This is a genomic window from uncultured Holdemanella sp., from assembly GCF_934754935.1.
GTDB lineage: Bacteria > Bacillota_I > Bacilli_A > Erysipelotrichales > Erysipelotrichaceae > Holdemanella.
The window spans coordinates 1-23031 of the sequence record NZ_CAKVJB010000006.1 but is presented as its reverse complement, the minus strand read 5'-3'; the positions used below and the strand labels follow the sequence as shown (position 1 = coordinate 23031).

General features: G+C 33.7%; 25 protein-coding genes. 21 read left to right on the top strand and 4 right to left on the bottom strand.

Features of this window, described 5'->3' with window-relative positions; all coding sequences use genetic code 11:
* Position 1: 1 nt before the first annotated feature.
* Genes rsmB through Q0E86_RS02545 form a run of 9 tightly spaced genes read left to right on the top strand, consistent with a single transcriptional unit; the run spans position 2 to position 9148 of the window.
* On the top strand, positions 2–1195 hold the full coding sequence (rsmB, locus tag Q0E86_RS02585) for a 16S rRNA (cytosine(967)-C(5))-methyltransferase RsmB (protein ID WP_295754370.1): 1194 nt from the start codon (positions 2–4) through the stop codon (positions 1193–1195).
* A 31-nt stretch (positions 1196–1226) separates the two neighbouring features.
* Positions 1227–2270, top strand: coding sequence for a 23S rRNA (adenine(2503)-C(2))-methyltransferase RlmN (gene rlmN / locus Q0E86_RS02580; RefSeq protein WP_295754369.1), 1044 nt, complete (start codon positions 1227–1229; stop codon positions 2268–2270).
* A gap of 4 nt (positions 2271–2274) precedes the next feature.
* On the top strand, positions 2275–3015 hold the full coding sequence (locus Q0E86_RS02575) for a Stp1/IreP family PP2C-type Ser/Thr phosphatase (protein WP_295754368.1): 741 nt from the start codon (positions 2275–2277) through the stop codon (positions 3013–3015).
* A 1-nt stretch (position 3016) separates the two neighbouring features.
* Positions 3017–4684: a Stk1 family PASTA domain-containing Ser/Thr kinase gene (pknB, locus tag Q0E86_RS02570; RefSeq protein WP_295754367.1), complete on the top strand. Its 1668-nt coding sequence runs from the start codon at positions 3017–3019 to the stop codon at positions 4682–4684.
* Between the two features lies 1 nt (position 4685).
* Complete coding sequence (gene rsgA, locus Q0E86_RS02565) at positions 4686–5540, top strand: ribosome small subunit-dependent GTPase A (RefSeq protein ID WP_367117374.1); 855 nt, start codon at positions 4686–4688, stop codon at positions 5538–5540.
* Positions 5537–6196 carry a ribulose-phosphate 3-epimerase gene (gene rpe / locus Q0E86_RS02560; protein WP_295754364.1) on the top strand — a complete coding sequence of 220 codons (660 nt, stop codon included), beginning with the start codon at positions 5537–5539 and terminating at the stop codon, positions 6194–6196. Before rsgA ends, rpe begins: the two co-directional genes overlap by 4 nt.
* Before the next feature lie 2 nt (positions 6197–6198).
* Positions 6199–6792, top strand: a complete 594-nt coding sequence (locus Q0E86_RS02555; protein WP_295754363.1) for a thiamine diphosphokinase — start codon at positions 6199–6201, stop codon at positions 6790–6792.
* 3 nt (positions 6793–6795) lie between these two features.
* A complete protein-coding gene (locus Q0E86_RS02550; protein ID WP_295754362.1) occupies positions 6796–8064 on the top strand; it encodes a DUF308 domain-containing protein in 1269 nt (422 codons plus the stop codon).
* Position 8065: 1 nt separating this feature from the next.
* Positions 8066–9148 carry a GGDEF domain-containing protein gene (locus tag Q0E86_RS02545; RefSeq protein ID WP_295754361.1) on the top strand — a complete coding sequence of 361 codons (1083 nt, stop codon included), beginning with the start codon at positions 8066–8068 and terminating at the stop codon, positions 9146–9148.
* Between the two features lie 21 nt (positions 9149–9169).
* On the opposite strand, the gene Q0E86_RS02540 is transcribed toward Q0E86_RS02545, so the two are convergent.
* Positions 9170–9355 (bottom strand): hypothetical protein, encoded by a 186-nt coding sequence (locus Q0E86_RS02540; protein WP_295754360.1) that lies wholly within the window; start codon positions 9353–9355, stop codon positions 9170–9172.
* A gap of 15 nt (positions 9356–9370) precedes the next feature.
* On the bottom strand, positions 9371–10204 hold the full coding sequence (locus tag Q0E86_RS02535; protein ID WP_288535512.1) for an AraC family transcriptional regulator: 834 nt from the start codon (positions 10202–10204) through the stop codon (positions 9371–9373).
* A gap of 182 nt (positions 10205–10386) precedes the next feature.
* Here Q0E86_RS02535 and Q0E86_RS02530 point away from each other — a divergent pair, with 182 nt between their 5' ends.
* From Q0E86_RS02530 to Q0E86_RS02500, 7 genes are all read left to right on the top strand, one after another.
* Positions 10387–11715 (top strand): carbohydrate ABC transporter substrate-binding protein, encoded by a 1329-nt coding sequence (locus tag Q0E86_RS02530; RefSeq protein ID WP_288535509.1) that lies wholly within the window; start codon positions 10387–10389, stop codon positions 11713–11715.
* A 61-nt stretch (positions 11716–11776) separates the two neighbouring features.
* Entirely contained in the window at positions 11777–12658 is an 882-nt protein-coding gene (locus Q0E86_RS02525) for a carbohydrate ABC transporter permease (protein WP_295754358.1), read from the top strand.
* Positions 12659–12669: 11 nt separating this feature from the next.
* A complete protein-coding gene (locus Q0E86_RS02520) occupies positions 12670–13530 on the top strand; it encodes a carbohydrate ABC transporter permease (protein ID WP_288535505.1) in 861 nt (286 codons plus the stop codon).
* A 12-nt stretch (positions 13531–13542) separates the two neighbouring features.
* Positions 13543–13716, top strand: a complete 174-nt coding sequence (locus tag Q0E86_RS02515; protein WP_227992413.1) for a DUF6903 family protein — start codon at positions 13543–13545, stop codon at positions 13714–13716.
* Positions 13717–13727: 11 nt separating this feature from the next.
* A complete protein-coding gene (locus Q0E86_RS02510; protein ID WP_288535501.1) occupies positions 13728–14819 on the top strand; it encodes an ABC transporter ATP-binding protein in 1092 nt (363 codons plus the stop codon).
* Between the two features lie 17 nt (positions 14820–14836).
* On the top strand, positions 14837–16981 hold the full coding sequence (gnpA, locus tag Q0E86_RS02505; RefSeq protein ID WP_295754357.1) for a 1,3-beta-galactosyl-N-acetylhexosamine phosphorylase: 2145 nt from the start codon (positions 14837–14839) through the stop codon (positions 16979–16981).
* A gap of 104 nt (positions 16982–17085) precedes the next feature.
* Positions 17086–17448 carry a hypothetical protein gene (locus Q0E86_RS02500; RefSeq protein WP_288535496.1) on the top strand — a complete coding sequence of 121 codons (363 nt, stop codon included), beginning with the start codon at positions 17086–17088 and terminating at the stop codon, positions 17446–17448.
* 53 nt (positions 17449–17501) lie between these two features.
* Here the strand turns inward: Q0E86_RS02500 and rpmB are convergent, their stop codons facing one another.
* Positions 17502–17693: a 50S ribosomal protein L28 gene (rpmB, locus tag Q0E86_RS02495; protein ID WP_003865181.1), complete on the bottom strand. Its 192-nt coding sequence runs from the start codon at positions 17691–17693 to the stop codon at positions 17502–17504.
* A gap of 146 nt (positions 17694–17839) precedes the next feature.
* Here rpmB and mraY point away from each other — a divergent pair, with 146 nt between their 5' ends.
* From mraY to Q0E86_RS02475, 4 genes are read left to right on the top strand one after another with little or no spacing between them, the layout of a single operon-like run.
* Positions 17840–18820 carry a phospho-N-acetylmuramoyl-pentapeptide-transferase gene (gene mraY / locus Q0E86_RS02490; RefSeq protein WP_288535494.1) on the top strand — a complete coding sequence of 327 codons (981 nt, stop codon included), beginning with the start codon at positions 17840–17842 and terminating at the stop codon, positions 18818–18820.
* Between the two features lies 1 nt (position 18821).
* Positions 18822–20144 carry a UDP-N-acetylmuramoyl-L-alanine--D-glutamate ligase gene (gene murD / locus Q0E86_RS02485; RefSeq protein WP_295754355.1) on the top strand — a complete coding sequence of 441 codons (1323 nt, stop codon included), beginning with the start codon at positions 18822–18824 and terminating at the stop codon, positions 20142–20144.
* A complete protein-coding gene (locus Q0E86_RS02480; protein WP_295754354.1) occupies positions 20141–20956 on the top strand; it encodes an undecaprenyl-diphosphate phosphatase in 816 nt (271 codons plus the stop codon). The genes murD and Q0E86_RS02480 overlap by 4 nt, the downstream gene beginning before the upstream one ends.
* Before the next feature lie 9 nt (positions 20957–20965).
* Entirely contained in the window at positions 20966–21859 is an 894-nt protein-coding gene (locus tag Q0E86_RS02475; RefSeq protein WP_295754353.1) for a PHP domain-containing protein, read from the top strand.
* Positions 21860–21868: 9 nt separating this feature from the next.
* Here the strand turns inward: Q0E86_RS02475 and Q0E86_RS02470 are convergent, their stop codons facing one another.
* Positions 21869–22426, bottom strand: a complete 558-nt coding sequence (locus Q0E86_RS02470; RefSeq protein WP_295754352.1) for an HD domain-containing protein — start codon at positions 22424–22426, stop codon at positions 21869–21871.
* A 104-nt stretch (positions 22427–22530) separates the two neighbouring features.
* Here Q0E86_RS02470 and Q0E86_RS02465 point away from each other — a divergent pair, with 104 nt between their 5' ends.
* Positions 22531–22962, top strand: coding sequence for a Spx/MgsR family RNA polymerase-binding regulatory protein (locus Q0E86_RS02465; protein ID WP_295754351.1), 432 nt, complete (start codon positions 22531–22533; stop codon positions 22960–22962).
* Positions 22963–23031: the final 69 nt, after the last annotated feature.

Below are 23031 nucleotides of genomic sequence, written 5' to 3'. Positions count from 1 at the left end.
CATGAGAAAGTGGATATGGAAAGCTTTAGATGAAGTGGTAAATAAAGAAGTATATTCCAATTTATATTTGAGAAATCACTTGCACGAAGTGGATGAAAAAGATCGTGCTTTGGCCACAAGAATCTTTTATGGTACGATTCAAAACTATCGATATTGTAAAGCGTGTTGGTCAAAGTATGTGAAGAATACATTACATCCAAAAATGGATGTATTACTTACAATGAGTACATATCAATTGTTGTTTTTGGATAAAGTGCCAAGCTATGCGATTGTCAATGATGCGGTCAATATTGCCAAAAAAATCAATGTGAAATATGCTGGACTTACAAATGCGGTGCTACATAAGGTAAAACCCATTGAAACCGATAATGTGGCTTTGAAATATTCTTTACCCGATTGGCTATATAAGATGTGGATTTCTCAATATGGACAAGAAAAAGCTTTAGTGATGGCCAGTGCTAGTGTGAACATTTTACCGATGTATGTTCGTCGAAATGTATTAAACACAAATGAATCGGATTTTGATAGGGATACATTTGATTGTATTCAAGACCCATTGTATATCTATAAAGGAAATGACTATTTTCATCATACATACTATCAAAAAGGCTATATGAGTGCACAAGATGAGGGTAGTTTTGAAATTGCAAAGTTTGTAGATCCGCAAGAAAATGAAACGATTCTAGATTGTTGTGCAGCTCCAGGAACAAAAAGTATGGCCATGGCAGAAAGGATGCATAATCAAGGGCATATTGATGCGTATGATTTGCATGCCCATCGTAAAGACTTGATTGAAAAGGATGCCAAACGATTAGGAATCGATATTATACATGCAGGTGTACAGGATGCGACAACATTGAAAAGTTCTGCTTTATATGATCGCATTTTATGTGATGTACCTTGTTCTGGCTATGGTGTACTATCTAGAAAACCAGACATTAAATTACATATGGTCCCAGAAGATATGGATACATTGATTCCTTTACAATATTCTATACTTTCAAATGTATGTCAATATGTTAAGGTTGGTGGAACTTTAGTTTATTCAACTTGTACAATGAATAAAAAAGAGAATGAAAAACAGATTGAGAAGTTTTTGAAGGCACATGAAGAGTTTAGTTTAGTCGAAGAAAAAACAATCTTTAGCGATGCGACACAAGATGGCTTCTATATGGCAAAACTAGTGCGTAAATGATATAATGAAAGGCAGAAATTGAGGTGCTATTTTGGAAAGTTTATACAATTTAAATTACGATCAAATGTGCGAATATGCATTGGATCATGGATGGAAATCTTATCGTGGACATCAAATTTTTCAATGGTTATATCGTAACCGCGTATTTGATATTGATGAAATGACGAATGTATCAAAGGAAACAAGAGAAATCTTGAAGAAAGATTTTATTGTGAATCCTTTAGAATTAATAAAAAAACAAGTTTCACATGATGGAACGACAAAATTCTTATTTAAAACAAGTGATGGAGCCCTATTAGAAAGTGTTATGATGGTCTTTGACTATGGAAGAAGTGTATGTGTTTCAAGTCAAGTTGGATGTAATATGGGGTGTGCATTTTGTGCAAGTGGTTTAACAAAGAAAAAAAGAGATCTAACAAGTGGGGAAATGGTAGCCCAAGTTATGTATGTTCAAAAGGAATTGGATAAAGATAACCTACGCCTATCACACATTGTTGTCATGGGAACAGGAGAGCCATTTGATAACTATGACAATGTTATGAATTTTTTAGCAACGGTGAATCATGATCGTGGTTTAGGTATTGGTTCAAGACATATCACAATTTCGACTTGTGGAATTGTACCTAGAATCTATGATTTTGCGAATGAACACACACAATACAATTTGGCCATTAGTTTACATGCACCAAATGATGAATTGCGTGATCAATTGATGCCAGTCAACCATGCATATCCATTGAAGGAATTAATGGAAGCCATTCAATATTATGGTAAGGAAAATAATCGTCGTTTGACATTTGAATATATTTTATTAAAGGGTGTTAATGATCGTCCTGAACATGCCAAACAATTATCGAAGCTTTTGCATGGAATGAATGCCTATGTGAATTTGATTCCATATAATGCGGTGGATGAAAAAGGCTTTAAATCCGTTACGCATGATGAGGCAATGGTCTTCTATGATTTATTGATGAAAAATCATGTGCGTTGCACAATTCGAAAAGAACATGGTAATGATATTGATGCAGCTTGTGGTCAGTTAAGAATTAAGGAAATTAAAAAGGAAGGAATCTAAGTCGATGAAAGTTTTTGCGAATACGAATGTAGGTCTTGTAAGAAAATTAAATGAAGATGATTATTGTATTGCTCATAATGACAATGATGAATGGATGGCCATCGTCTGTGATGGTATTGGTGGGGCAAAGGCAGGAGAAGTGGCCAGTCATACAGCGGTCATGACGATGTATGAAGCTTTTATGAAGGCTCCTAAGTTTAATAAAGATCGACAGGTTGATAATTGGATTCGTGAAAATTTAAATCAGGCGAATGATTTTATTTATGCTAAAAGTTTAAAAAATCCGAACGAAAGAGGTATGGGAACAACGGCTGTTGGTGTAATTGTAGCTAAAATTGGAACCTTTATTTTCAATGTGGGAGATTCAAGAATTTATGCCGATTATAATGGAGAATTGATTCAAATGAGTGAAGATCACAGTGTAATTGCTCAACTTTTAAAGGAAGGCAAGATCACAAGTGAAGAGGCCAAAACGCATCCTAAAAAAAATACTTTAACGAATGCACTTGGTGTATGGCATGTATTCCGTATCGATATCAATAAGATTGAAAATACATATAACTATTTATTGATCTCAAGTGACGGGCTTCATGGATATGTTGAAAAGAAAGTGATTTCCGATATTGTACATGATCCAAGTCTTTCTTTGCAGGAAAAAGTGGATACATTGATCGCAAGAGCCAACCAATCAGGTGGATACGACAATTGTTCAGTTATTTTAATGGAGAATGATGGAGAACAATAATATGATGATGGAACAGATAGCGAATCGTTATGAAATCTTGTCTTTGATTGGACAAGGTGGTATGGCGGATGTCTATAAGGCAAAAGATACCATTTTAAATCGTATTGTCGCAATCAAAGTTCTACGTGATAAATTAAGTCAAGATGCGATGGCACTTGTTCGCTTTCAACGTGAGGCAAGTGCTGCAAGTCGGTTATCCCATCCTAATGTAGTGGATATATATGATGTGGGTGAATACGAAGGTATGCACTATATCGTTATGGAATTTATTCGCGGAAGAACATTAAAAGAATTGATTGCGCAGCGCGGTGCCTTAGATGTTGATGAGGCCATAGGCATTATGAAACAATTAGTGAGTGCGATAAATCATGCGCATGAACATAAAATTATTCATCGTGACATTAAACCGCAAAACGTTTTAGTTAAGGATGATGGAACGATAAAAATTACGGATTTTGGGATTGCGGTAGCCAATGGATCCGTACAATTAACTTTTAATAATACAGTTATGGGTTCAGCACACTACTTAGCTCCTGAAACAACACAGGGAAAAGAACCCAATGAACAAGTCGATATATATTCTTTGGGTATTGTATTCTATGAATTATTAACAGGCAAAGTTCCTTTTACAGGAAAAACACCAACCGAAATCGCAATCAAGCACTTGCGTAAGCCAATGCCATATGTTCGTGATTTTAATCCGAACATTCCGCAATCGGTAGAGAATATTATTTTAAAGGCGACGGCTAAAAATCTATCTGATCGTTATGTTTCTTGTAAAGAAATGCTTTATGATTTGATTCATTGCATGGATGATGAATATCGGAATATGAAACGTATTAAAGTGGATCAAGATCAAACAAGTGAATTGTTGAAATTTGATAATGGTCATCTTGATTTTGAGGATGAAGAGCCAACAAAAGTCGAAAAGAAACCAAGAAATTGGATTCCTGCATTGATGATTTCAGCAGCTGTCATTATTGGAATCGTTGTCTTAGTGCTTGTCGCAAGTATTACAGGAATTATTCGAATTAGCGGATTTTTAGGCTATCAAACCATGCCAGATGTGATTGGACAAACGCAAGAAGATGCGATTGATACATTGCAGGATGCGCATTTTAATACTTCCAAAGTCACATATGTGTATAGGGCGAATGATAAATATGAAAAGGGCAAGATCATTAAGTCTTCACATAAAAAGGGTGATGTTATTTTAAATGATACAAAAATTGTTTTAACTGTATCTAAAGGTGCGACATATTTAGTACCAGATTTTACCGATGGAACGTATGCGGATGCTGAATATGAATTGGAAAAGAATTGTCCAAATGTAAATATTGTTGTGCAGTACATGGGTAAAAAAGATTTAGATCCAGGTATTGTTTTGAAACAAAAGGGTTTAACGCCAGGAACTCGAATTGATCCAGATAGTAAAAAAACGATAACTTTAGTCGTAAGTACATATCCTTCTATTGTGATTCCATCGGATTTGATTGGAAAAGATGTATTGGATGCCAAAGACGAATTGAATGATCTTGGTATTGCGGCTGTTTTAAGTAAAATTTCAGATGGTTCAGGAAGTAATAAAGTCATTAGTGTCTCACCAGATGTAGGGACTGAATATGTACAGGAAGGAACAAACAGTGTTGTAACACTGTATTATGATTAATATGCAGCAGGGAAGAATTATAAAAATTATTTCGAATCAATATACGATTCAAAATGAAAAAGAAGAAATTATTGCCAAACCAAGAGGTAAGATGCGCCAGCAACAAACGCCTGTTGTAGGAGATTTTGTAGAATATGAAAAGATTGAAGATTCGTATCGCATTCATAAAGTGTTGCCACGAACAAATCGTCTTTTAAGACCGGCCATTGCCAATGTCGATCAGGCATTGATTGTCACAAGTTTAAAAGATCCTGATTATTCGTGTCATCTTTTAAATCGTTTGATTTTCTTGGTAGGTTTAGCAGGCGTAAAACCAGTGATTTGTGTCACAAAACTGGATTTATTAGAGGATTCTGAAGAAATTTTGTCGGATTTAGATAAATATAAAAAAGCTGGATATGATGTGGTATTTTCAAATCCAGGTAGTGATGATAAAGAATTGCAGGAAATCTTAAATGGTAAGGTATCCGTTTTATGTGGTCAATCTGGAGCTGGTAAGAGTAGTTTATTGAATCGTTTAAATCCAGATTTCGAATTGCAGACACAAGCAATCTCAAAAGCTTTAGGTCGTGGTAAGCATACAACACGCTATTGCCAACTACATCCTGTGTGTGATGGATTGGTGGCGGATACGCCAGGTTTTTCAAGCTTGGATTTTACAAGATTAGATACATCCCATTTAGATGAATGTATTCTTGATTTTAAACCTTATATTCATACGTGTCGATTTAAAGACTGCAAACATTTAAATGAGCCGGATTGTAGTATTAAAGAAGCTGTAAATAAGGGTGAAATCAATGCGTCGATCTATGAGGATTATAAGAATATTATGGAAGAAAGAGGTAAGAAACTATGAATGAAATTGTAATTGCACCTTCAATTTTATCTTTGGATTATTCCAATGTGAGTGCGCAACTTGAAGAGTTAAAGGCATCTAAGGCAAAATGGTTACACTTTGATGTGATGGATGGTCATTTTGTACCAAACTTAACTTTTGGACCTGATATTTTAAAAGGTTTTAAAAAAGCTTGTCCATTATTTATGGATGTGCATTTAATGGTTCAAGATCCAGAAAAATATGCGCCCATTTTCATTCAAAATGGTGCTGATTTAGTCACATTCCATACAGAAGCTTTAGATAATGATTTAAATCGTATTCAAGGGTTATTGGATACAATTCATTCTTTAGGGGCAAAAGGCGGTATTGTGGTTAAGCCAAATACAGCAATTGAACCTTTTGAAAGTGTATTAAAATCTTGTGATCTAGTTTTAGTTATGAGTGTAGAGCCTGGTTTTGGTGGTCAAAAATTCATGGCTGATATGCTTAAAAAGGTAGAGTGGTTAAAAGAAAAACGAGAAGAATTGAATCTTTCATATCGTATTGAAATTGATGGTGGTATCAATCAAGATACATATAAATCAGCATTGGATGCAGGTTGTGATACATTGGTTGCGGGTAGCTACGTATTTAAAAATGATATTGCCAAAACTATTGAAGGTATGCTTGCATAAATATGACTTGTGCTGTTTTAATTACACCACTCGTTGATGTTGTACCTAAAATTGATGATTGTGATTATATTGGCGTTGATGCTGGGGCCTTAAAGATTATAGATCAGAATCTTCCTATCAAAATGGCAGTGGGAGACTTTGATTCTTTGAATGAGGAAGATTTAAAACGAATAACGTGTCCAATAGAAAGACATCCGATTATGAAAGATGAAACGGATTCAGAACTTGCGATTCGGTTGTGCAAAGATTATGATACGATCTATTTATATGGTGGAATACAAGGAAGAATCGATCATACAATTGCCAATATTCGTTTGGCAATGTATCGTTTTAATAATTTAGTTTTGATTGATGAACATCAAAAGATATCCGTTATGAATGTAGGGGAATATGAAATTGATAATGTGTATCGACATATATCATTTTATCCAATTATAGAAGGGGTATTATCTTTATCTGGATTTTTATATCCGTTACAATCTAGACGTATTCATATTGAGGAAATCTATACAACAAGTAATTCTTTGGTCAATGATAAAGGCATTGTTCGTGTCGAAGAAGGGCGTTTTCTTTGTGTACAATCCAATTGGAGGTAGACTATGTTTTATGATGTAGCTATGAACTTTGTGATTGGAACGATTTTAATGGTGGCAGGAGCTATCATGATATGTATTCCAAATCGAGTTTTCACATGGATCTTAGTCGTTACCATTCTGTTTCTATTTGTGAATGGAGTCACTCTATTTATTCGTTTTGTTAAAAATAAAAAAAACAAAGACTTTTTCTTTTCCATCTTATCGATTGCGTTTATGTTTTTCTTAATGAACTTTCGGTATATTCCACAATGGATCTTGCGCGTGAATTTTGGTGGGTATTGTATTCTTTGTGGTTCGGCTTGTTTTATCCAACTTGTGATTGATAAAATCAATCATTTTAAAGGGAAGTTCTTTAACTTTGTGTTTACTATTATTTATATTTTATTTGGATTCTATCTTCTATTGAATCCAAATTTTCATACTGACCTTTTAATGCAGGCATTTGGAATCTATTTTATGATTCTAGGCTTACGCTATTTAGGGGATGGGTATGAGGGGATTAATCCTTTGACGAAATATAAGTGGAAACGTAAAGTGAGAATTACGCTTCCTGCTTTTATGTGTGCTTTTGTGCCAGATGCTGCATTAGCGAGTATTAACCATTATTTAGAAGAAGGCAAACCAGAGGATTTAAATACGTATAAAATGGATGATCCTGTTCGTCTAAAAGTGATTGTGCATTTGGGTCCTAAAGGGTTTCAAAAGGTAGGGCACATTTGTTTTGCGTTTGACAATATTGTATATAGTTATGGAAATTATGATAGTGACTCCTTTCGTTTGAATCAAACAATTGGAGATGGCATCTTTTTTACGGTTCCATTAAAGAAATATATTCCGAATATGATTTCGGCTGAGAATAATTCGATTTTTGAATATGGTATTTATACAACGCCTCAACAAAATGAAATGATTGAAAAGGAAATTGAAAAGATTCGTTTAAACGGATACAGATGGTATACGAAAATAGAAAAAGAAGATGGCTATGATCGTTTTAGTGAGTATGAAATGGATTATCCAAGTCGCTTACATTATCGTACGGGTGCTAAATTATATAAGGTAAAGAGGGGTAAATTCCATATTTATTGGGCTTTAGGCGATAATTGTGCTTCTTTTACGGATTTAGTTTTAGGAACATTGGGTGCGGATGTATTGAGTGTGCGCGGCATCATTAGTCCAGGAACGTATTTGGATTGGCTTCAAAAAGAATATTTAAAGAAGAACAGTCCAATTGTATCTCGATGTATATATACAAAAGAAACGGTGGAACAATAGTATGAATGGGTATTTTTATGTTTTAACGACAATTGATCTTTTTGTGCTTTGTTTCATGTGTGTTTTGACGCGCTTGAGTGAATCTTTAAATGAGAAACAAAAGCGTGGTTTTTTCTTTGCGTTTATATTAATTGCGCTTATTTCTATATTAGAAGTTATTACTTTAAAAGTGGACGGTTTACCAATAAAATATCGTTGGTTAAATATTATATCGAATTATCTTGGGTTTGGACTTACACCATCCGTTTGTATCTGTCTAGTGTATGTATTGGATCGAAAGACAAAGTTAAGGTGGGAATTAAAGCTTGCGATTTTATGCGAAATCATCTATCTTTTATTTCTTGCGATATCAATTCCTTCGGGGCTTGTATTTTCAGTTAGTAAAGAAAATATATATTCTCGTGGACCTTGTTTCTTTATTTATATTTTTGCGTATTTTGTAGGTATATTGTATTTATCTTTATCTACGATCTTAGTTTCTAAGCAATTTCAAAATCGAAGTAAGGCTTTGATTTATCCGTTGATGATTTTCTTGATTGTTGAAACGATTATTCAAATCATGGTTCCTAATCTGCATGTGAGTTGGCTTTGTGTCACATTACTTTCTGTACTTTATTTTATATATTGTAATGAAATGTGGAATCAACTCGATAGTTTAACCGGATTATTGAATCAGAATAGTTTCTTGAATCGTAGTCATGAAATGAATTATACAAATGGGATGTTGATCGTGTTTGATGTGAATGATTTTAAGCATGTCAATGATATATATGGACATGTCAAAGGAGATCAATGTTTAAGCATCATTGCAGATTGTATCAAAAAGGCCTATGCTAAATATGGATTTTGTTACAGAATTGGTGGCGACGAGTTTTGTGTATTACTAAAGAATTGTCGGAATGAAGAATCTTGTTCTATACAGTTTGATCAGTTGATGAAATCCAAACAAAGAAAATATAAATATTTACCTTCGGTAGCTTATGGTTCTGCTTTATTGTTGACAGGAGATATTGTGAGTGTTAAGGATTTGGCGGATCAAAATATGTATGTAAATAAAAAGAAGAATAAAGAAAAAGAACAGTGATTATAAAAAATCATTGTTCTTTTAAGATATAAACCAAGTAATCAAATCAACGAGCCACGAAATGAAATTCGATCCTTTCTTGATTTCTTTGTCATATTCTTTAGCTTGTAGCATTTCTTCTTTGGTGAAGCCTTTTTGTGTTAAATCGTTTATTTCTTTTTGCGTTAGGCCTTGATTGAGTAATTCATCATTGTCTTGTTTGTTCATATTCTTTACCTCATATTAATGGCTATTGTCTTTACGATATTGTAAGGGAGACATGTTTGTGGCTTTTTTGAAGGCTTGGGCAAAATAGGATTGACTTGTGAAACCAACAATATATGCGATTTCTGAGATTTGTAGGTTGGTTGTAGACAACAAAAGTTTAGCTTCATCCAAACGTTTTTGAATCATGTAGTTAATGGGAGAAATTCCTTTATATTGTTTGAAGGCATGTACAATATGGTATTTATTTAAGAAAGTTAATTCACTTAATGTATCTAATGTAAGATCTTCTTTAAAGTGTGCATCAATATATTTTTCAATAAAGACACAATCTTTATTGGCTTTGTTGATTGGTGAAGACTTCAAGTTAATATTGGCCCTTCGCATTAGGTTGATCAATAAAACTTCAAGTAAATTTTGACAAAGAGATTGGTATTCTACATCTTTTGCCTTTACTTCCAAAAGGATTGTTTTTAAATAGAATAAAACTTCATGTTTATATTCATAATAATTGGCAATGCTGCAACCTTGTTCTTCATCTTCTTCCTTGGAAAAGAATGTGACACCTTCAATTCCCATGACGATATATTCGAAGTTTACATTTTCAATACCACGTTCTGTATGAGAAACTAAAGGATTGACAATAACTAGATCGTCTTCTTTGACAGGATAGTTTTTATTATCTAGACTTAGTAGTCCATGACCTTTAGTTACATAGAATATTTCTGTATATAAGTGTGTATGCAGAGTGGAATTCCATTCGTGATCAAACTTAGATTCAGTTATATATAAAAGCTTTGGTCTAGCTTTATTGAAATCGACTTGGTCAATTTGAAAGCGTTGTGTACTCATAAAAACACCTCTTTTTATATGATTATATAATGTTTTCGTTTGTTTATCAATTTTGTTCACAATTTTATCAAAACGCAATATATCTAAAATATCGAGCTATATTTTTATGATAAAGCGCTTACAAATAAGTTATACTTGGATTGTCAAAAGAGGTTCATACGAATTTATGAGGGAGGTAAAGTATGAAAAAAGTTATAACTGCTGGCTTATCATTTGCGATGGCTGCTTCAATGTTAGCAGGATGTTCAAGTAAACCAGCTGAAAATTCAGATTCTGGAGATAAGAGAGTATTAAAATTCGATTCTTTCTCTGGTGGAAATGGTGAAGAAGTATTTACAAAATTGGCTGAAGCTTTCGAAAAAGCAAATCCAGATGTAGATGTTCAATTGCGTTTTGAAAAAGAATTGCCTGACGTATTAAATAAAGAAAATGCGAAGGGTGAATATTCAGATGTTGTTTACTACAATTTAGGACAGCCTTCTGGATATACAGAAACTCAATTAAATACACATGAAGTATTGGATATTTCAGATGTTGTTGAAGAAGTAGGTATGGATGAAAACTATGCGAATAGTAGTATCGTACAATATTATGGTGATGGTAAATCTTATTTGATGCCACTTAAGACAACTCCTGCTGGATTCTTCTATAATACGGAATTAGTTGGTGAAGGAAAGAAATATGATCTTCCAACAACTTGGGAAGAATTCTGGGCTTTAGGTGATCAAGCAAAACAAGATGGTATTTCATTATTTACATATCCAACAAATGGTTACTTTGATAATACATTAAATGCATTGTTGAAAGAAACTGGTGGAGAAGAATTATTATCTAACGTATTAAATTATGACAAGGATGCTTGGAATACAGATGGTGCTAAACAAACTATCGATATTTTAACTAAATTAGTAAGTCCTGATTATTTATATTCGGATACAGTATCAAATGCGAATGCGAAAGATGGATTCACAATGAACCAACAGGCAGTTATTGATGGAAAAGCATTATTCATGCCTAATGGTGACTGGGTAGTGAATGAAATGGCAGATACAACTCCTGAAGATTATCACTGGGGATTACTTCCATTACCTGCATTAGAAAAAGATGGTGAACGTTTTGTTGGATCTATGACTGAACAAGTATGGATTCCTGCACAAGCTAAAAACGTAGATGATGCGAAAGCGTTCTTGAAGTTTATCTATTCTGAAGAAGGTGTTAAGATCATGGCTGAAGGTGGAAATATTGTTCCAACAAAAACTATGTCGGATACAATTGCAGCTATGGAAGATGGATATACAAAAGAATTCTTCTCAGTATATGACAATGCTTCTGCAGCTTTAGGTGCATTTGCTCCTTACAACACAGATAACTTACCAGATTTCGACCGTGCTGCTACAGTATTTGGTTCAATTGACTCTTTAGCAACTGGTGAATTAACTGCAAAAGATTATCAAGCTAAATTATCAGATGCTTGGGCTAAATTATCAAAAAATAAAGCCGTAACTGAATAGTAAAACATAAAGCGATGAGCATATTGTTGCTCGTCGCTTTTTCAAAGAGGGGGAGGTACTCATGAATAAAAAGAAAGCACAAAATCGATTTGTATTTGCGTGTCTTGCACCAGCCGTTATTTTAGTGGTCATTTTTATGGTCATTCCAACGATTGATGTATTTAAGACGGCATTCTTTAAAAAGAGCAATTTCGTAAGTGATGCCACTTTTGCGGGATTCTTCAACTTCAAGGTTCTTTTTAACGACATGCGCTTTATTGAGGCTATGCAAAATACAATTTTGTATGTCGTATTGATCACAATCATCACTTTGGTGTTGGCGGTCTTATTTGCGACATTATTAACTCGTGAAGAATTTGTAGGAAAGAATTTCTTCCGCATTATATTCTATATTCCAAATATTTTAAGTATCGTTGTTATTGCGGGAATTTTCTCAGCTATTTATCAACCAACCAATGGTATTTTAAATTCATTCTTGGGGATGATCGGTCTAGAATCTTTACAAAGACAATGGATGGGAAATCCGGCTATTATCAACTATTCAATCATTGGTGCATTGGTTTGGCAGGCTATTGGATACTATATGGTTATGTATATGTCAAGTATGACAAGTATTCCCGAAAATTTATATGAGGCAGCTAGTCTTGAAGGGGCTAGTAAAGTAAGACAATTCTTTATGATTACTTTGCCTTTGATTTGGGATAACATTCGTACAACTTTGACTTTCTTCGTGATTTCTACAATCAACTTATCATTTATGTTTGTACAATTGACAAGTGAAGGAAATCTAGGAAGTGAAGTGGCATTGAACTATATGTATAACAATGCGTTTGCCGGTAAATACGGATTTGGTATGGCCGTTGGAGTATGTATCTTCGTATTCTCATTTGCGTTATCGGCTATCATTAATAAAGTCACTGAACGTGATGTATTACAGTATTAGGAGGATGAGATATGAAGAAGCGTAATTTTCCTTTATATAAAATCTTTGTCTATGTTGCACTAATCACGTTGGCAATTTCTATTATTGTACCTATTGTTTGGGTGTTTTTAGCATCATTAAAATCACAATTGGAACTTGTTAGTGGAAATCCATTTGATTTACCAAAACAAATATTATGGTCAAACTTTGCGGATGCCTTTGTGAAGGCAAGAATGGGTGATTATTTATTAAATACAATCATCGTTACTGCACTATCGTTAGTGATTCTATTGGTGGTTGCTCTTCCTGCATCGTATGTTTTGGCACGATTTGATTTTGTTGGAAAGAAATTTTTTAATGGACTTTTCATGGCTGGACTATTCGTAAATGTAAACTATATTGTATTACCCATTTTCTTGATGTTATTTAATGCGGATATTAAACTTGGATTTGATTTTTTCTTAAATAGTAAATTCTGGTTATCTGTCGTATATGCGGCAACCGCTTTGCCGTTCACAATCTATTTGTTGACGGGTTATTTTAAGACTTTACCAAAGGCTTATGAAGAAGCAGCTCGCATTGATGGTTGTGGCTATTTCAAAACGATGACAAAGATCATGATTCCCATGGCAAGACCAAGTATTATTACAGTCATTTTATTTCAGTTTTTAGCATTCTGGAATGAATATATTATCGCATTTACATTTATGGATAAAGAAAATGCGACATTGGCGGTGGGCGTTAAATACTTGATGGCTGATGCAAAATCACAAGCGAATTTTGGTGTTATGTATGCTGGCTTGGTAATTGTTATGATTCCAACACTGATTCTTTATATTTGTGTTCAAAAGAAGATTACACAAGGTATGAGCATTGGTGGAATGAAAGAGTAAGAGGTGTCTAGTATGAGAGATGATAATAAAGTAATGAATATAATTATGATTATTTTATTCTTTGTGTTTTTAGGGTTAATCATTTGGGCACAAAAGACAGTGAGTGTTCGCAATTTAATGATTGAAATTGTTGGATTGACGGGTTTACTTACATTGTTGTTTTTATACAACAAGAAACATAAATAGGAGGATGAAGTATGGCAGAATTATCTTTGCAGCATGTTGATAAAATATATGACAACAATGTTCAAGCTGTATTTGACTTTAATTTAGATGTAAAAGATAAAGAGTTTATTGTATTTGTAGGACCTAGTGGTTGTGGTAAGTCTACAACACTTCGTATGATTGCGGGTCTAGAAGAGATTAGTGCCGGCGATTTCTATATTGATGGAAAAAGAATGAATGATGTAGAACCAAAGGATCGTGATATTGCGATGGTATTCCAATCTTATGCCTTATATCCACATATGAGTGTATATGAGAATATGGCTTTTGGTTTAAAACTTCGTAAATATAGTAAGGAAGAAATTGATAAGCGTGTACATGAAGCAGCGCGTATTTTGGAAATCGAGCCTTATTTGGATCGTAAACCAAAAGCTTTATCTGGTGGACAAAGACAACGTGTTGCCTTGGGACGTGCCATTGTGCGTAATGCGAAAGTATTCTTGATGGATGAGCCATTATCAAACTTGGATGCAAAATTACGTGTTCAAATGCGTTCTGAAATCATTCAACTTCATGAAAGAATTGGAGCAACGACAATTTATGTAACACACGATCAAACAGAAGCTATGACGATGGCCGATCGTATTGTTGTGATGAAGGGTGGATATATTCAACAGATTGGAACACCTAAAGAAATTTATAATAATCCCGCAAATCTATTTGTGGCAGGATTTTTAGGTGCTCCAGCTACAAACTTTATTAAAGGTACATATCAAGATGGATTCTTTATTGTGAATGATATGAAGATCGATATTCCTTTGATGTATCGAGAAAAACTTTCTAGCTATCAAGGTAAGGAAATCATCATGGGTATTCGTCCAGAAGATTTACATGGAGAAGGTATTGTTGCGGATACATATCCAAGTGCATTATTTGATTTTGAAATCGAAGTAGCTGAATTATTAGGTCATGAATATATTTTGCATGGTTCTTTAAATGGGCAAAAAATGTGTGCGAAAGTCAATTCTCGTTTAGAGCCAGAAGCACATACAACAATTAAGTTGACTATGGATTTATCAAAAGTACATTTCTTTGATTTAGAAACAGAAAATAGAATTGATTAGTTTAGGAGAAAATAAAAATGATTGAAACAGGCAGAGTAACTGTACCAACAGATGTTGATGTGATTGATGCGACAATTGAAATCATTCATCGATGGAAAGCCGATGCGATTCGTGACTGTGATGGAACGGATATGCCGGAAGAATTGCGTAAAATGGACATCAAACAATATGCGACTTATTATACAACAAGAAAAGATAATGCGTGGGCTAAGGCAAATCCGGATGAAATTCAACAAATGTATTTGATGAGTGATTTTGTGACGGCTCGTGATACAGAATTAAAGATTCAAATCATGCAGCATTTCTATTCAGATCAATTAAAGCCAAACACAAAAGACAATCATAGATGGTGGGAAGTGATTGATCGTACTACAGATGAAGTCATCACAAATTGGGATTATGATGAAAAAACAAAGGAAGTCATCATTCATGATACAATTCCATATCATGCGTATACAGTAAGCTTTTTAGCTTTCGTTATTTGGGATCCTGTACATATGTATAATGCCCTAACAAACGATTGGAAAGATGAAGAGCATCAGATGACGTATGATGTTAGACAGCCTAAAACACAAAAGTATGTTTTAGATAAATTTAGAAAATTCTGTGAAGAAAGAGATGATGTAGATGTTGTTCGTTTTACAACATTCTTCCACCAGTTCACTTTACAATTTGATGAGTTTGCACGTGAAAAATTTGTCGATTGGTTTGGATATAGTGCATCTGTTTCTCCATATATCTTGGAACAATTTGAAAAAGAAGTGGGTTATCCATTTAGAGCGGAATATATTATTAATAAGGGATTTAACAATTCGACTTTCTGCGTACCTACGAAAGAATATCGTGATTTTATGGATTTCCAACAACGTGAAGTTAGTAAACTCGCAAAGAAATTTGTCGATATTTGTCATGAATATGGTAAAGAAGCGATGATGTTTTTAGGCGATCACTGGATTGGTACGGAGCCATTTGGAAAATATTTTGAATCGATTGGTTTGGATGCGGTTGTAGGATCTGTTGGTTCAGGAACAACACTTCGTTTGATTTCAGATATCAAGGGTGTTAAATATACAGAAGGAAGATTTTTACCATATTTCTTCCCAGATGTTTTCCATGAAAATGGAGATCCTTTAAAAGAAGCAAAAGTCAATTGGGTCACAGCAAGAAGAGCCATCTTGCGTAGTCCGGTCGATCGAATTGGTTATGGTGGATATCTAAAATTGGCATTGGATTTCCCAGAATTTATTGATTACATTGAAAAGGTTTGTGATGAATTCCGTACTTTATATTCACATGTAAATCAACAGGTTCCACACAATTTATTAAAAGTAGGTGTGATCAATAGTTGGGGTGAACTACGTCGTTGGGGTACTCATTTAGTTCATCATGCGATTTGGTATAAACAAATCTATTCGTACACAGGTGTAATGGAAGCGTTGAGTGGATTCCCATTCGATGTTCGCTTTATTAGTTTTGATGATATTCGTAAAGATCCATCGATTTTAGATGATATGGATGTTGTGATGAATATTGGTTCAGCATATACGAGCTTTAGTGGTGGTGCTGAATTTGATGAAACGATTATTACGGCACTTCGTCGTTATGTAGACCAGGGTGGTGGATTTATTGGTGTAGGTGAGCCAACCGCAATCAACCGCAACGGTAAATACTTCACATTATATGATGTTTTAGGTGTAGATAAAGAATTAGGTTTCACAATGCATACGGATAAATATAATTGGGAAGTACATCCAAATCATTTCATTACAGAACAATTAGAGCATGAAGATTGGGGAGAATGCATTAATGATGTTTATGCACTTCCTGGTACTGAAATTTTGGCAGAAAAAGATCTTCATGTGAATTTAGCTGTAAATGAATATGGAAAGGGTCGCGGTATCTATATGAATGGTCTTCCATTTAGCTTTGAAAATGTAAGATTATTGTATCGTGCAATCTTCTTTGCAGCACATAAAGAAAATGAAATGAAGCGTTGGTATTCAGATAACTATAATGTAGATGTCAATGTATATCCTTCTACAAATAGTTTCTGTGTTGTAAATAATACGTATGAACCTCAAACTACAACAATTTATAAGGGTGATGGTTCAAGTTTTGAAGTTGAATTAGCAGAATGCGAAATTCAATGGTTTGAAATCTAATAATATCCTCCAATAGTAAATAGAGCCAAGCTGAAAGTGCAGAGAAATCTGCACTTTTAGCCTATTGTGGATGGTATAATAGGATTGTAGGGGTGATAAATTTCATGGATAGTATAATTTTTGATGAGAAAAATAAAGTGTTCACAATACTTTCGGGAAGTTTAGGAAACTATCGATTTAATGATGTTGTTTCAAGTCAAATTGTATATGAAGATGCAAAATATAAAGATAAATCACCTATGTTTTCTCATAAGGTGTTAGTAAGTACTATGAATTCTAGTATATTTGTTGAAATGAAAAAAGTATATGTGGGTGTTGAAATTAAATTATTAAATGGAAATAAGGTATATGTATATATATCGAAAAATCCAGTGGTTCAACATAATTTTCAATTCAAACAAGACTTGAAGGTTGCCAAATGTGTGGATGAAAAATTTAATAGTGTAAAAGAAAAAAAGAAGAGTTAACTCTTCTTTTTTATCTTATGCATAATTTTTTTAAGGATCCTAATTATCTAAAATTAAATAGCGTTTTGTTTCTTCAATGTTTTTAATGTTCTAGCTGAAACACGGATAGTTTGAGGTTTTCCGTCAACTACAACACGAACTTTTTGAAGATTCACGTTCCATTTACGGCGAGAAGCACGCATTGAGTGAGAACGTTTATTTCCAGATAAAGGACCTTTTCCAGATACTGCACATACTCTTGACATCTTAATGTCCTCCTTTTTCTTTCATTTACGCAATCGCTTAACTATAATACCATTAACAAGCCTGTATTTCAAGTCCTGAATTAAAATTTGTTCCGAATTCAATAGAATGTTATAATGATAGTGTTTTGAAAAGAGGAGTAGATAGAATGTTGAATTCGAATTATATATGGATTATTGGAATGTGTTTAGTCACATTGGTTATTATGTTAGTAATCATGCCTGGATTGATTGATTATTTACATAAAATTAAATTTGGACAGACTGAAAGAGAAGAGGGTTTGGCAAGTCATAAAAAGAAAAATGGTACGCCAACGATGGGTGGATTAGCCTTTATTATTGTACCTACACTTGTTTATATTATTGGTTCTTTCTTTACACCATTTAAATTGGATATGAATACAATCATTATTTTATTGGCCTTTGTAGGATATGGTGTTGTTGGATTTATTGATGATTATATTATTGTAGTACAAAAGAATAATGAGGGATTAAAGCCAGCACATAAGTTTTTACTTCAATCTATTTTGGCGGTTGTGTTTTTCTTCTTATATCGTACAAATTCGACTACAGATATTTGGATTCCTATTTTTGATGTCACAATCAATTTATCATGGTTCTACTTTATTTTAGTCTTCTTGATGTTTACAGCGGAAACCAATGCCGTAAATTTAACGGATGGCTTAGATGGATTGTGTGCAGGTCAAATGGTGATCGCATTAGTGCCTTTTGCGATTTTCGCATTCATCCAAGGTCTAAATAATGTGGCATGTTTGATTTGTATGGTCATCTTTGCCTTACTTGGCTATTTAAAATTCAATAAGCATCCAGCCAAGATCTTTATGGGTGATACTGGATCTTTGGCTCTAGGTGGCTTTATAGCGGCAATCGCAATGGTTTTAAAACAAGAAATCCTTTTGGTTGTGATTGGATTTGTGTTTGTGGCAGAGGTTTTAAGTGTAATTATACAGGTTACGTATTATAAAAAAACACATAAGAGAATCTTTAAGATGGCGCCTTTACATCACCATTTTGAAATGTGTGGCTGGTCTGAAGAGAAGGTTGTAACTCGCTTTAGACTAGTAGGTGTGATCTTAGCTATTCTTGGGCTTGTTTTGGGGGTAATGTAGAATGGAAACTGTATTAGTTATTGGTGCGGCTCGCAGTGGTATTGCGGTAAGTAAACTATTATTAAAGAATGGATATCATGTTATTTTAACGGATTCGAATAAAGTCAATGAAAAGGCTGGATTAGAATCATTAGGTATTGAAGTGTTTGATGAAGGACATCCTGATTCTTTAAAAGAAAGAAATTATGCGTTTATTGTGAAGAATCCTGGAATTCCTTATCGTGTGCCTTTTGTACATTATTTTGTGGAACAAAACGCAAAAATCTATACAGAAATTGAAGTGGCATATCGTTATGCGAAAAACTTTGAATATGCAGCTGTTACAGGTACGGATGGAAAGACAACGGTAACAACTTTATTATATGAGATGTTGAATCGTCAAAAGAAAAGTTTGGTTGCCGGAAATATTGGTACGCCTCTATGTGAATTGGCTTTAGAATATACGGATACAGATTATAATGTAGCCTTAGAATTGAGTAACTTTCAATTGTTAGGGATTGAAACATTTAGACCTCATGTATCGACTGTCACTAATCTAGCACCGGATCACTTGGATTATATGGATAGTCTAGAAGCTTATTATGAAAGTAAGATGCGTATTTATGAAAACACTAATGCGGATGATTATTTTATTCGTAATGTGGATGATGAAAATGTTGTGAAGTATGCACAAAACATTCCTTGTAATGTGATCGATTTTTCTTTGAAAAGAAAAGATGTGGATTTATATAAAGATGATCAGTATGCCTACTATAAAGATATTCAATTGTTTAAATTATCGGATTTAAAAATTGTTGGTGAATTCAATTGTGGAAATGCGATGATGGCAAGTTGTATGGCTTATTTAATGGGAGTTTCACTATTTAATATTCAAGAAGTGATTCGTGAATTTAGTGGTGTAGAACATCGTATTGAATATGTGGATACCATTGATAATGTGCGTTTCTATAATGATTCAAAGGCTACAAATACGCATGCGGCTTGTGCTGGATTATCGGCTTTTGAAAAGAATGTGATCTTACTATGTGGTGGTAAGGATAAACATATTTCTTTTGATGATTTGAAACAATATGATGCGGTTGTCAAGAAATGTATTTCTTTTGGACAAACAAAAGATAAATTTAAAGATATCTTCTCAAATCAAGTAAGTGTAGAAACAATGAAGGATGCGTTTGAAAAGGCTGTATTGTTCGCCAAACCTGGTGATATTGTCTTGTTGTGTCCTGCATGTTCAAGTTTTGATCAATTTAAGAATTATGAGATTCGTGGAGAAATCTTTAAAGAGATGGTTCATGATTATGCATCAAAAAGGAATGAAGAATGATAGATCTTATTAAAACGATTTTTTTAGGTATCATTCAAGGAATTACGGAGTGGTTACCTATTTCTTCAACGGGACATTTGATTTTATTTTCAAGTATTTGGCCACTAGAACCAGCTAAATTCTTTGAGGTATTCAAAGTTGTGATTCAATTTGGTAGTATTTTAGCGGTTTTAGTTTTGTACTATCAGAAATTGAATCCGTTTGATGCAAGAAAATCGCCAAAGAAAAAGAAACAAACGCTTCAATTATGGTCAAAGGTAATTGTAGGGGTGATTCCTGCTGCCATCATTGGTTTATTGTTGGATACTATTATTGAGGAATATTTATCGAAGAATATTGTGATTGCGATGACTTTGATTGTATATGGAATTATCTTTATTTTCGTAGAGAAACATCCAAAGAAAGAAAAGATTCAAACCATTGAGCGCTTAGATTATAAATCGGCTTTAAAGATTGGCTGTTTTCAATGTTTGGCATTGATTCCAGGTACATCAAGATCTGGAGCTACAATTTTGGGTGGTTTATATTGTGGTTGTTCAAGAACAGTTGCCAGTGAATTTTCCTTCTTTTTAGCGATCCCTGTAATGTTTGGTGCAAGTCTTTTAAAGGTCATCAAATATTTAGTAAAGGTAGGACTCTTTAGTTTTGGACAATTGTTCTTATTACTATTAGGAACATTTGTAGCTTTTGTGGTCAGCTTATTTGCGATAAAGGCATTATTGAATTATGTAAAGAATCATGACTTTACTGTTTTTGGATGGTATCGCATTATTCTTGGTATTTTTGTGATTTTATTTTTCTATGTTTTGTAAGAGGTAAGTATGAATAGATTTGATTTACATATGCATTCTTGTTATTCGGGGGATGGTCAGTTTACACCTGAAGAATTGATTGAAATTGCCAAAGAAAAAGGCTTAAAGACCATTGCGTTAAGTGATCATGATTGTATTAGTGGTGTAAAGGAAATGATCAAACTTGGCAAAGAGGCTGGTATTGAAGTGATTCCTGCCATTGAGTGTTCTACAAGTATTGGATATACAGATGTGCATTTACTTGGGTATGGTATTGATATAGAAAATGAGTATTTTCAAAATTTATTAGAGAAGACACAAGTAAAGTCTGGAAATGCATTTTCAACTCGTTGTGATAAATTACGTGCAAAATATGGGGTTGAAATTGATGTAGAGGCTGTTTTAAAAGAGGCAAATGGTAAAAATCCATGGTTTGTGATGTGTACACATATGTTTAATGATCCTCGTTATCAAGATATTCCTGATTTTAAGGATTATATTCCGGGTGGTAAAAGAAGTGATCCTGCACCAGTTAATTTCTTTTGGGATAAATGCCAATATGGATCGGATTTATTTGTGTATGTACCTATGCCTGATTTTTTAGAATCGGTAAAAAAGATTCATGAAGCCGGTGGTCTTGCGGTTGTAGCGCATCCGTTTAATACGTTTTATAAAAATGATGAAATGTTGAAGATTTTATTTGAATCGGGAATAGATGGTATTGAGGCATATAGTAATTATCATACGCCAGAGCAGAATGTATATTATGAGAATTTAGCGAAGGAACATCATCTTTTGATTACTTGTGGAAGTGATTTTCATGGGGAGAAAAAGCCTAGCATTGAGATGGGTGAATATGGTTTAGAAAAAGATGGTTCGGTTTGGCTAGAACAATTTAAGGAAAAACTAAAGGCAGCTAGATAATCTAGCTGCCTACATTGTCAATATAAATGTAAATAGAATACAATAGCTTAATAGATTGTTTGAACGACTGGCTCTAAATAGGGATTGGTGTCCCATTTCTGTAATGGCACAGAATTTATCGACAGCTTGAATGATCCATCCAACACTTGTGTTTGGGTGGCTTGTTTTAAGTGGCCACATGTGATGTAAAATCGCATCATCAATGGTTGGATTGGTTACTGTAATATTTTTTGCGTTTTCTAGAGCGATGATTGGATGAATCTTGACATGATTTCCTTCTAAAGGACGATCATTATCTGTTTTCCAATCATAGTAATATAGGTCATGTAAAAGACCGGCACGGGCTGCGCTATAGGCGTCGAGTCCAAGTTTTCTACAAATCAAAAATGAATAATAGGAAACATTCAATGAATGTTGAAAGCGTGATGTAGCTAAGTGTTGGCTGCATTTTTTTAAATCTTGAACTTCTTTTGTATCAATTAAATCTGAAATGGTTTCAAAATAATCGTATGCGATATTTGTATCCAGTGTTTTTAAATTAATTCTAGATAGAATAGCTTTTTCCATTTTTTGTCCTCACTAGAGAAGAATATAGCACATATAAATAATAGATACAACTATTTCTTTTAAACCTAGTGATATGATATAATTAATTGAAGGAGGCGATTATTATGGTAATTTTATATACTTCTCCAGGTTGTGCGAGTTGTCGTAAGGCAAAACAGTGGTTAAAGGACAACCAAATTGAATTTGTTGAAAAAAATATTTTTACTTCATTGTTGAAGGAAAGTGAAATTAAATATTTATTGTCGCGATGCGAAAATGGAACGGAAGATATTATTTCAGTTCGTTCTAAGGCTTTTCAAGCGCTAGATAAGGATATTGAAGATTATTCTGTGAAAGAACTTGTATCTTTGATTCAGGAAAATCCATCAATTTTAAAAAGACCGATTCTTTTATCGGAAAAAAGTCTTGTGGTTGGATATGATGATGATGAGATCACGACAATGATGCCAGCTCAATTAAGAACAGTCGTAGACAATGCGTGTACAGATGCTTGTCCAAACTATTCAGTTTGTGGTAAGTGTAGAGAACAGCCTTAACTTTGTAAAAAATGTATAACTACAATTGAATTTTTGAATAAATTGTTGAAATTTCCTGTATTTATGGGA

What these genes read in the sequence shown, in the direction of transcription:
- rsmB (WP_295754370.1), top strand. Translation starts at nt 2, where the DNA reads ATGAGAAAGTGGATATGGAAAGCTTTAGATGAAGTGGTAAATAAAGAA.
- Q0E86_RS02575 (WP_295754368.1), top strand. Translation starts at nt 2,275, where the DNA reads ATGAAAGTTTTTGCGAATACGAATGTAGGTCTTGTAAGAAAATTAAAT.
- pknB (WP_295754367.1), top strand. Translation starts at nt 3,017, where the DNA reads ATGATGATGGAACAGATAGCGAATCGTTATGAAATCTTGTCTTTGATT.
- rsgA (WP_367117374.1), top strand. Translation starts at nt 4,686, where the DNA reads ATGCAGCAGGGAAGAATTATAAAAATTATTTCGAATCAATATACGATT.
- rpe (WP_295754364.1), top strand. Translation starts at nt 5,537, where the DNA reads ATGAATGAAATTGTAATTGCACCTTCAATTTTATCTTTGGATTATTCC.
- Q0E86_RS02555 (WP_295754363.1), top strand. Translation starts at nt 6,199, where the DNA reads ATGACTTGTGCTGTTTTAATTACACCACTCGTTGATGTTGTACCTAAA.
- Q0E86_RS02550 (WP_295754362.1), top strand. Translation starts at nt 6,796, where the DNA reads ATGTTTTATGATGTAGCTATGAACTTTGTGATTGGAACGATTTTAATG.
- Q0E86_RS02545 (WP_295754361.1), top strand. Translation starts at nt 8,066, where the DNA reads ATGAATGGGTATTTTTATGTTTTAACGACAATTGATCTTTTTGTGCTT.
- Q0E86_RS02540 (WP_295754360.1), bottom strand. Translation starts at nt 9,355, where the DNA reads ATGAACAAACAAGACAATGATGAATTACTCAATCAAGGCCTAACGCAA.
- Q0E86_RS02535 (WP_288535512.1), bottom strand. Translation starts at nt 10,204, where the DNA reads ATGAGTACACAACGCTTTCAAATTGACCAAGTCGATTTCAATAAAGCT.
- Q0E86_RS02530 (WP_288535509.1), top strand. Translation starts at nt 10,387, where the DNA reads ATGAAAAAAGTTATAACTGCTGGCTTATCATTTGCGATGGCTGCTTCA.
- Q0E86_RS02525 (WP_295754358.1), top strand. Translation starts at nt 11,777, where the DNA reads ATGAATAAAAAGAAAGCACAAAATCGATTTGTATTTGCGTGTCTTGCA.
- Q0E86_RS02520 (WP_288535505.1), top strand. Translation starts at nt 12,670, where the DNA reads ATGAAGAAGCGTAATTTTCCTTTATATAAAATCTTTGTCTATGTTGCA.
- Q0E86_RS02515 (WP_227992413.1), top strand. Translation starts at nt 13,543, where the DNA reads ATGAGAGATGATAATAAAGTAATGAATATAATTATGATTATTTTATTC.
- Q0E86_RS02510 (WP_288535501.1), top strand. Translation starts at nt 13,728, where the DNA reads ATGGCAGAATTATCTTTGCAGCATGTTGATAAAATATATGACAACAAT.
- gnpA (WP_295754357.1), top strand. Translation starts at nt 14,837, where the DNA reads ATGATTGAAACAGGCAGAGTAACTGTACCAACAGATGTTGATGTGATT.
- Q0E86_RS02500 (WP_288535496.1), top strand. Translation starts at nt 17,086, where the DNA reads ATGGATAGTATAATTTTTGATGAGAAAAATAAAGTGTTCACAATACTT.
- rpmB (WP_003865181.1), bottom strand. Translation starts at nt 17,693, where the DNA reads ATGTCAAGAGTATGTGCAGTATCTGGAAAAGGTCCTTTATCTGGAAAT.
- mraY (WP_288535494.1), top strand. Translation starts at nt 17,840, where the DNA reads ATGTTGAATTCGAATTATATATGGATTATTGGAATGTGTTTAGTCACA.
- murD (WP_295754355.1), top strand. Translation starts at nt 18,822, where the DNA reads ATGGAAACTGTATTAGTTATTGGTGCGGCTCGCAGTGGTATTGCGGTA.
- Q0E86_RS02480 (WP_295754354.1), top strand. Translation starts at nt 20,141, where the DNA reads ATGATAGATCTTATTAAAACGATTTTTTTAGGTATCATTCAAGGAATT.
- Q0E86_RS02475 (WP_295754353.1), top strand. Translation starts at nt 20,966, where the DNA reads ATGAATAGATTTGATTTACATATGCATTCTTGTTATTCGGGGGATGGT.
- Q0E86_RS02470 (WP_295754352.1), bottom strand. Translation starts at nt 22,426, where the DNA reads ATGGAAAAAGCTATTCTATCTAGAATTAATTTAAAAACACTGGATACA.
- Q0E86_RS02465 (WP_295754351.1), top strand. Translation starts at nt 22,531, where the DNA reads ATGGTAATTTTATATACTTCTCCAGGTTGTGCGAGTTGTCGTAAGGCA.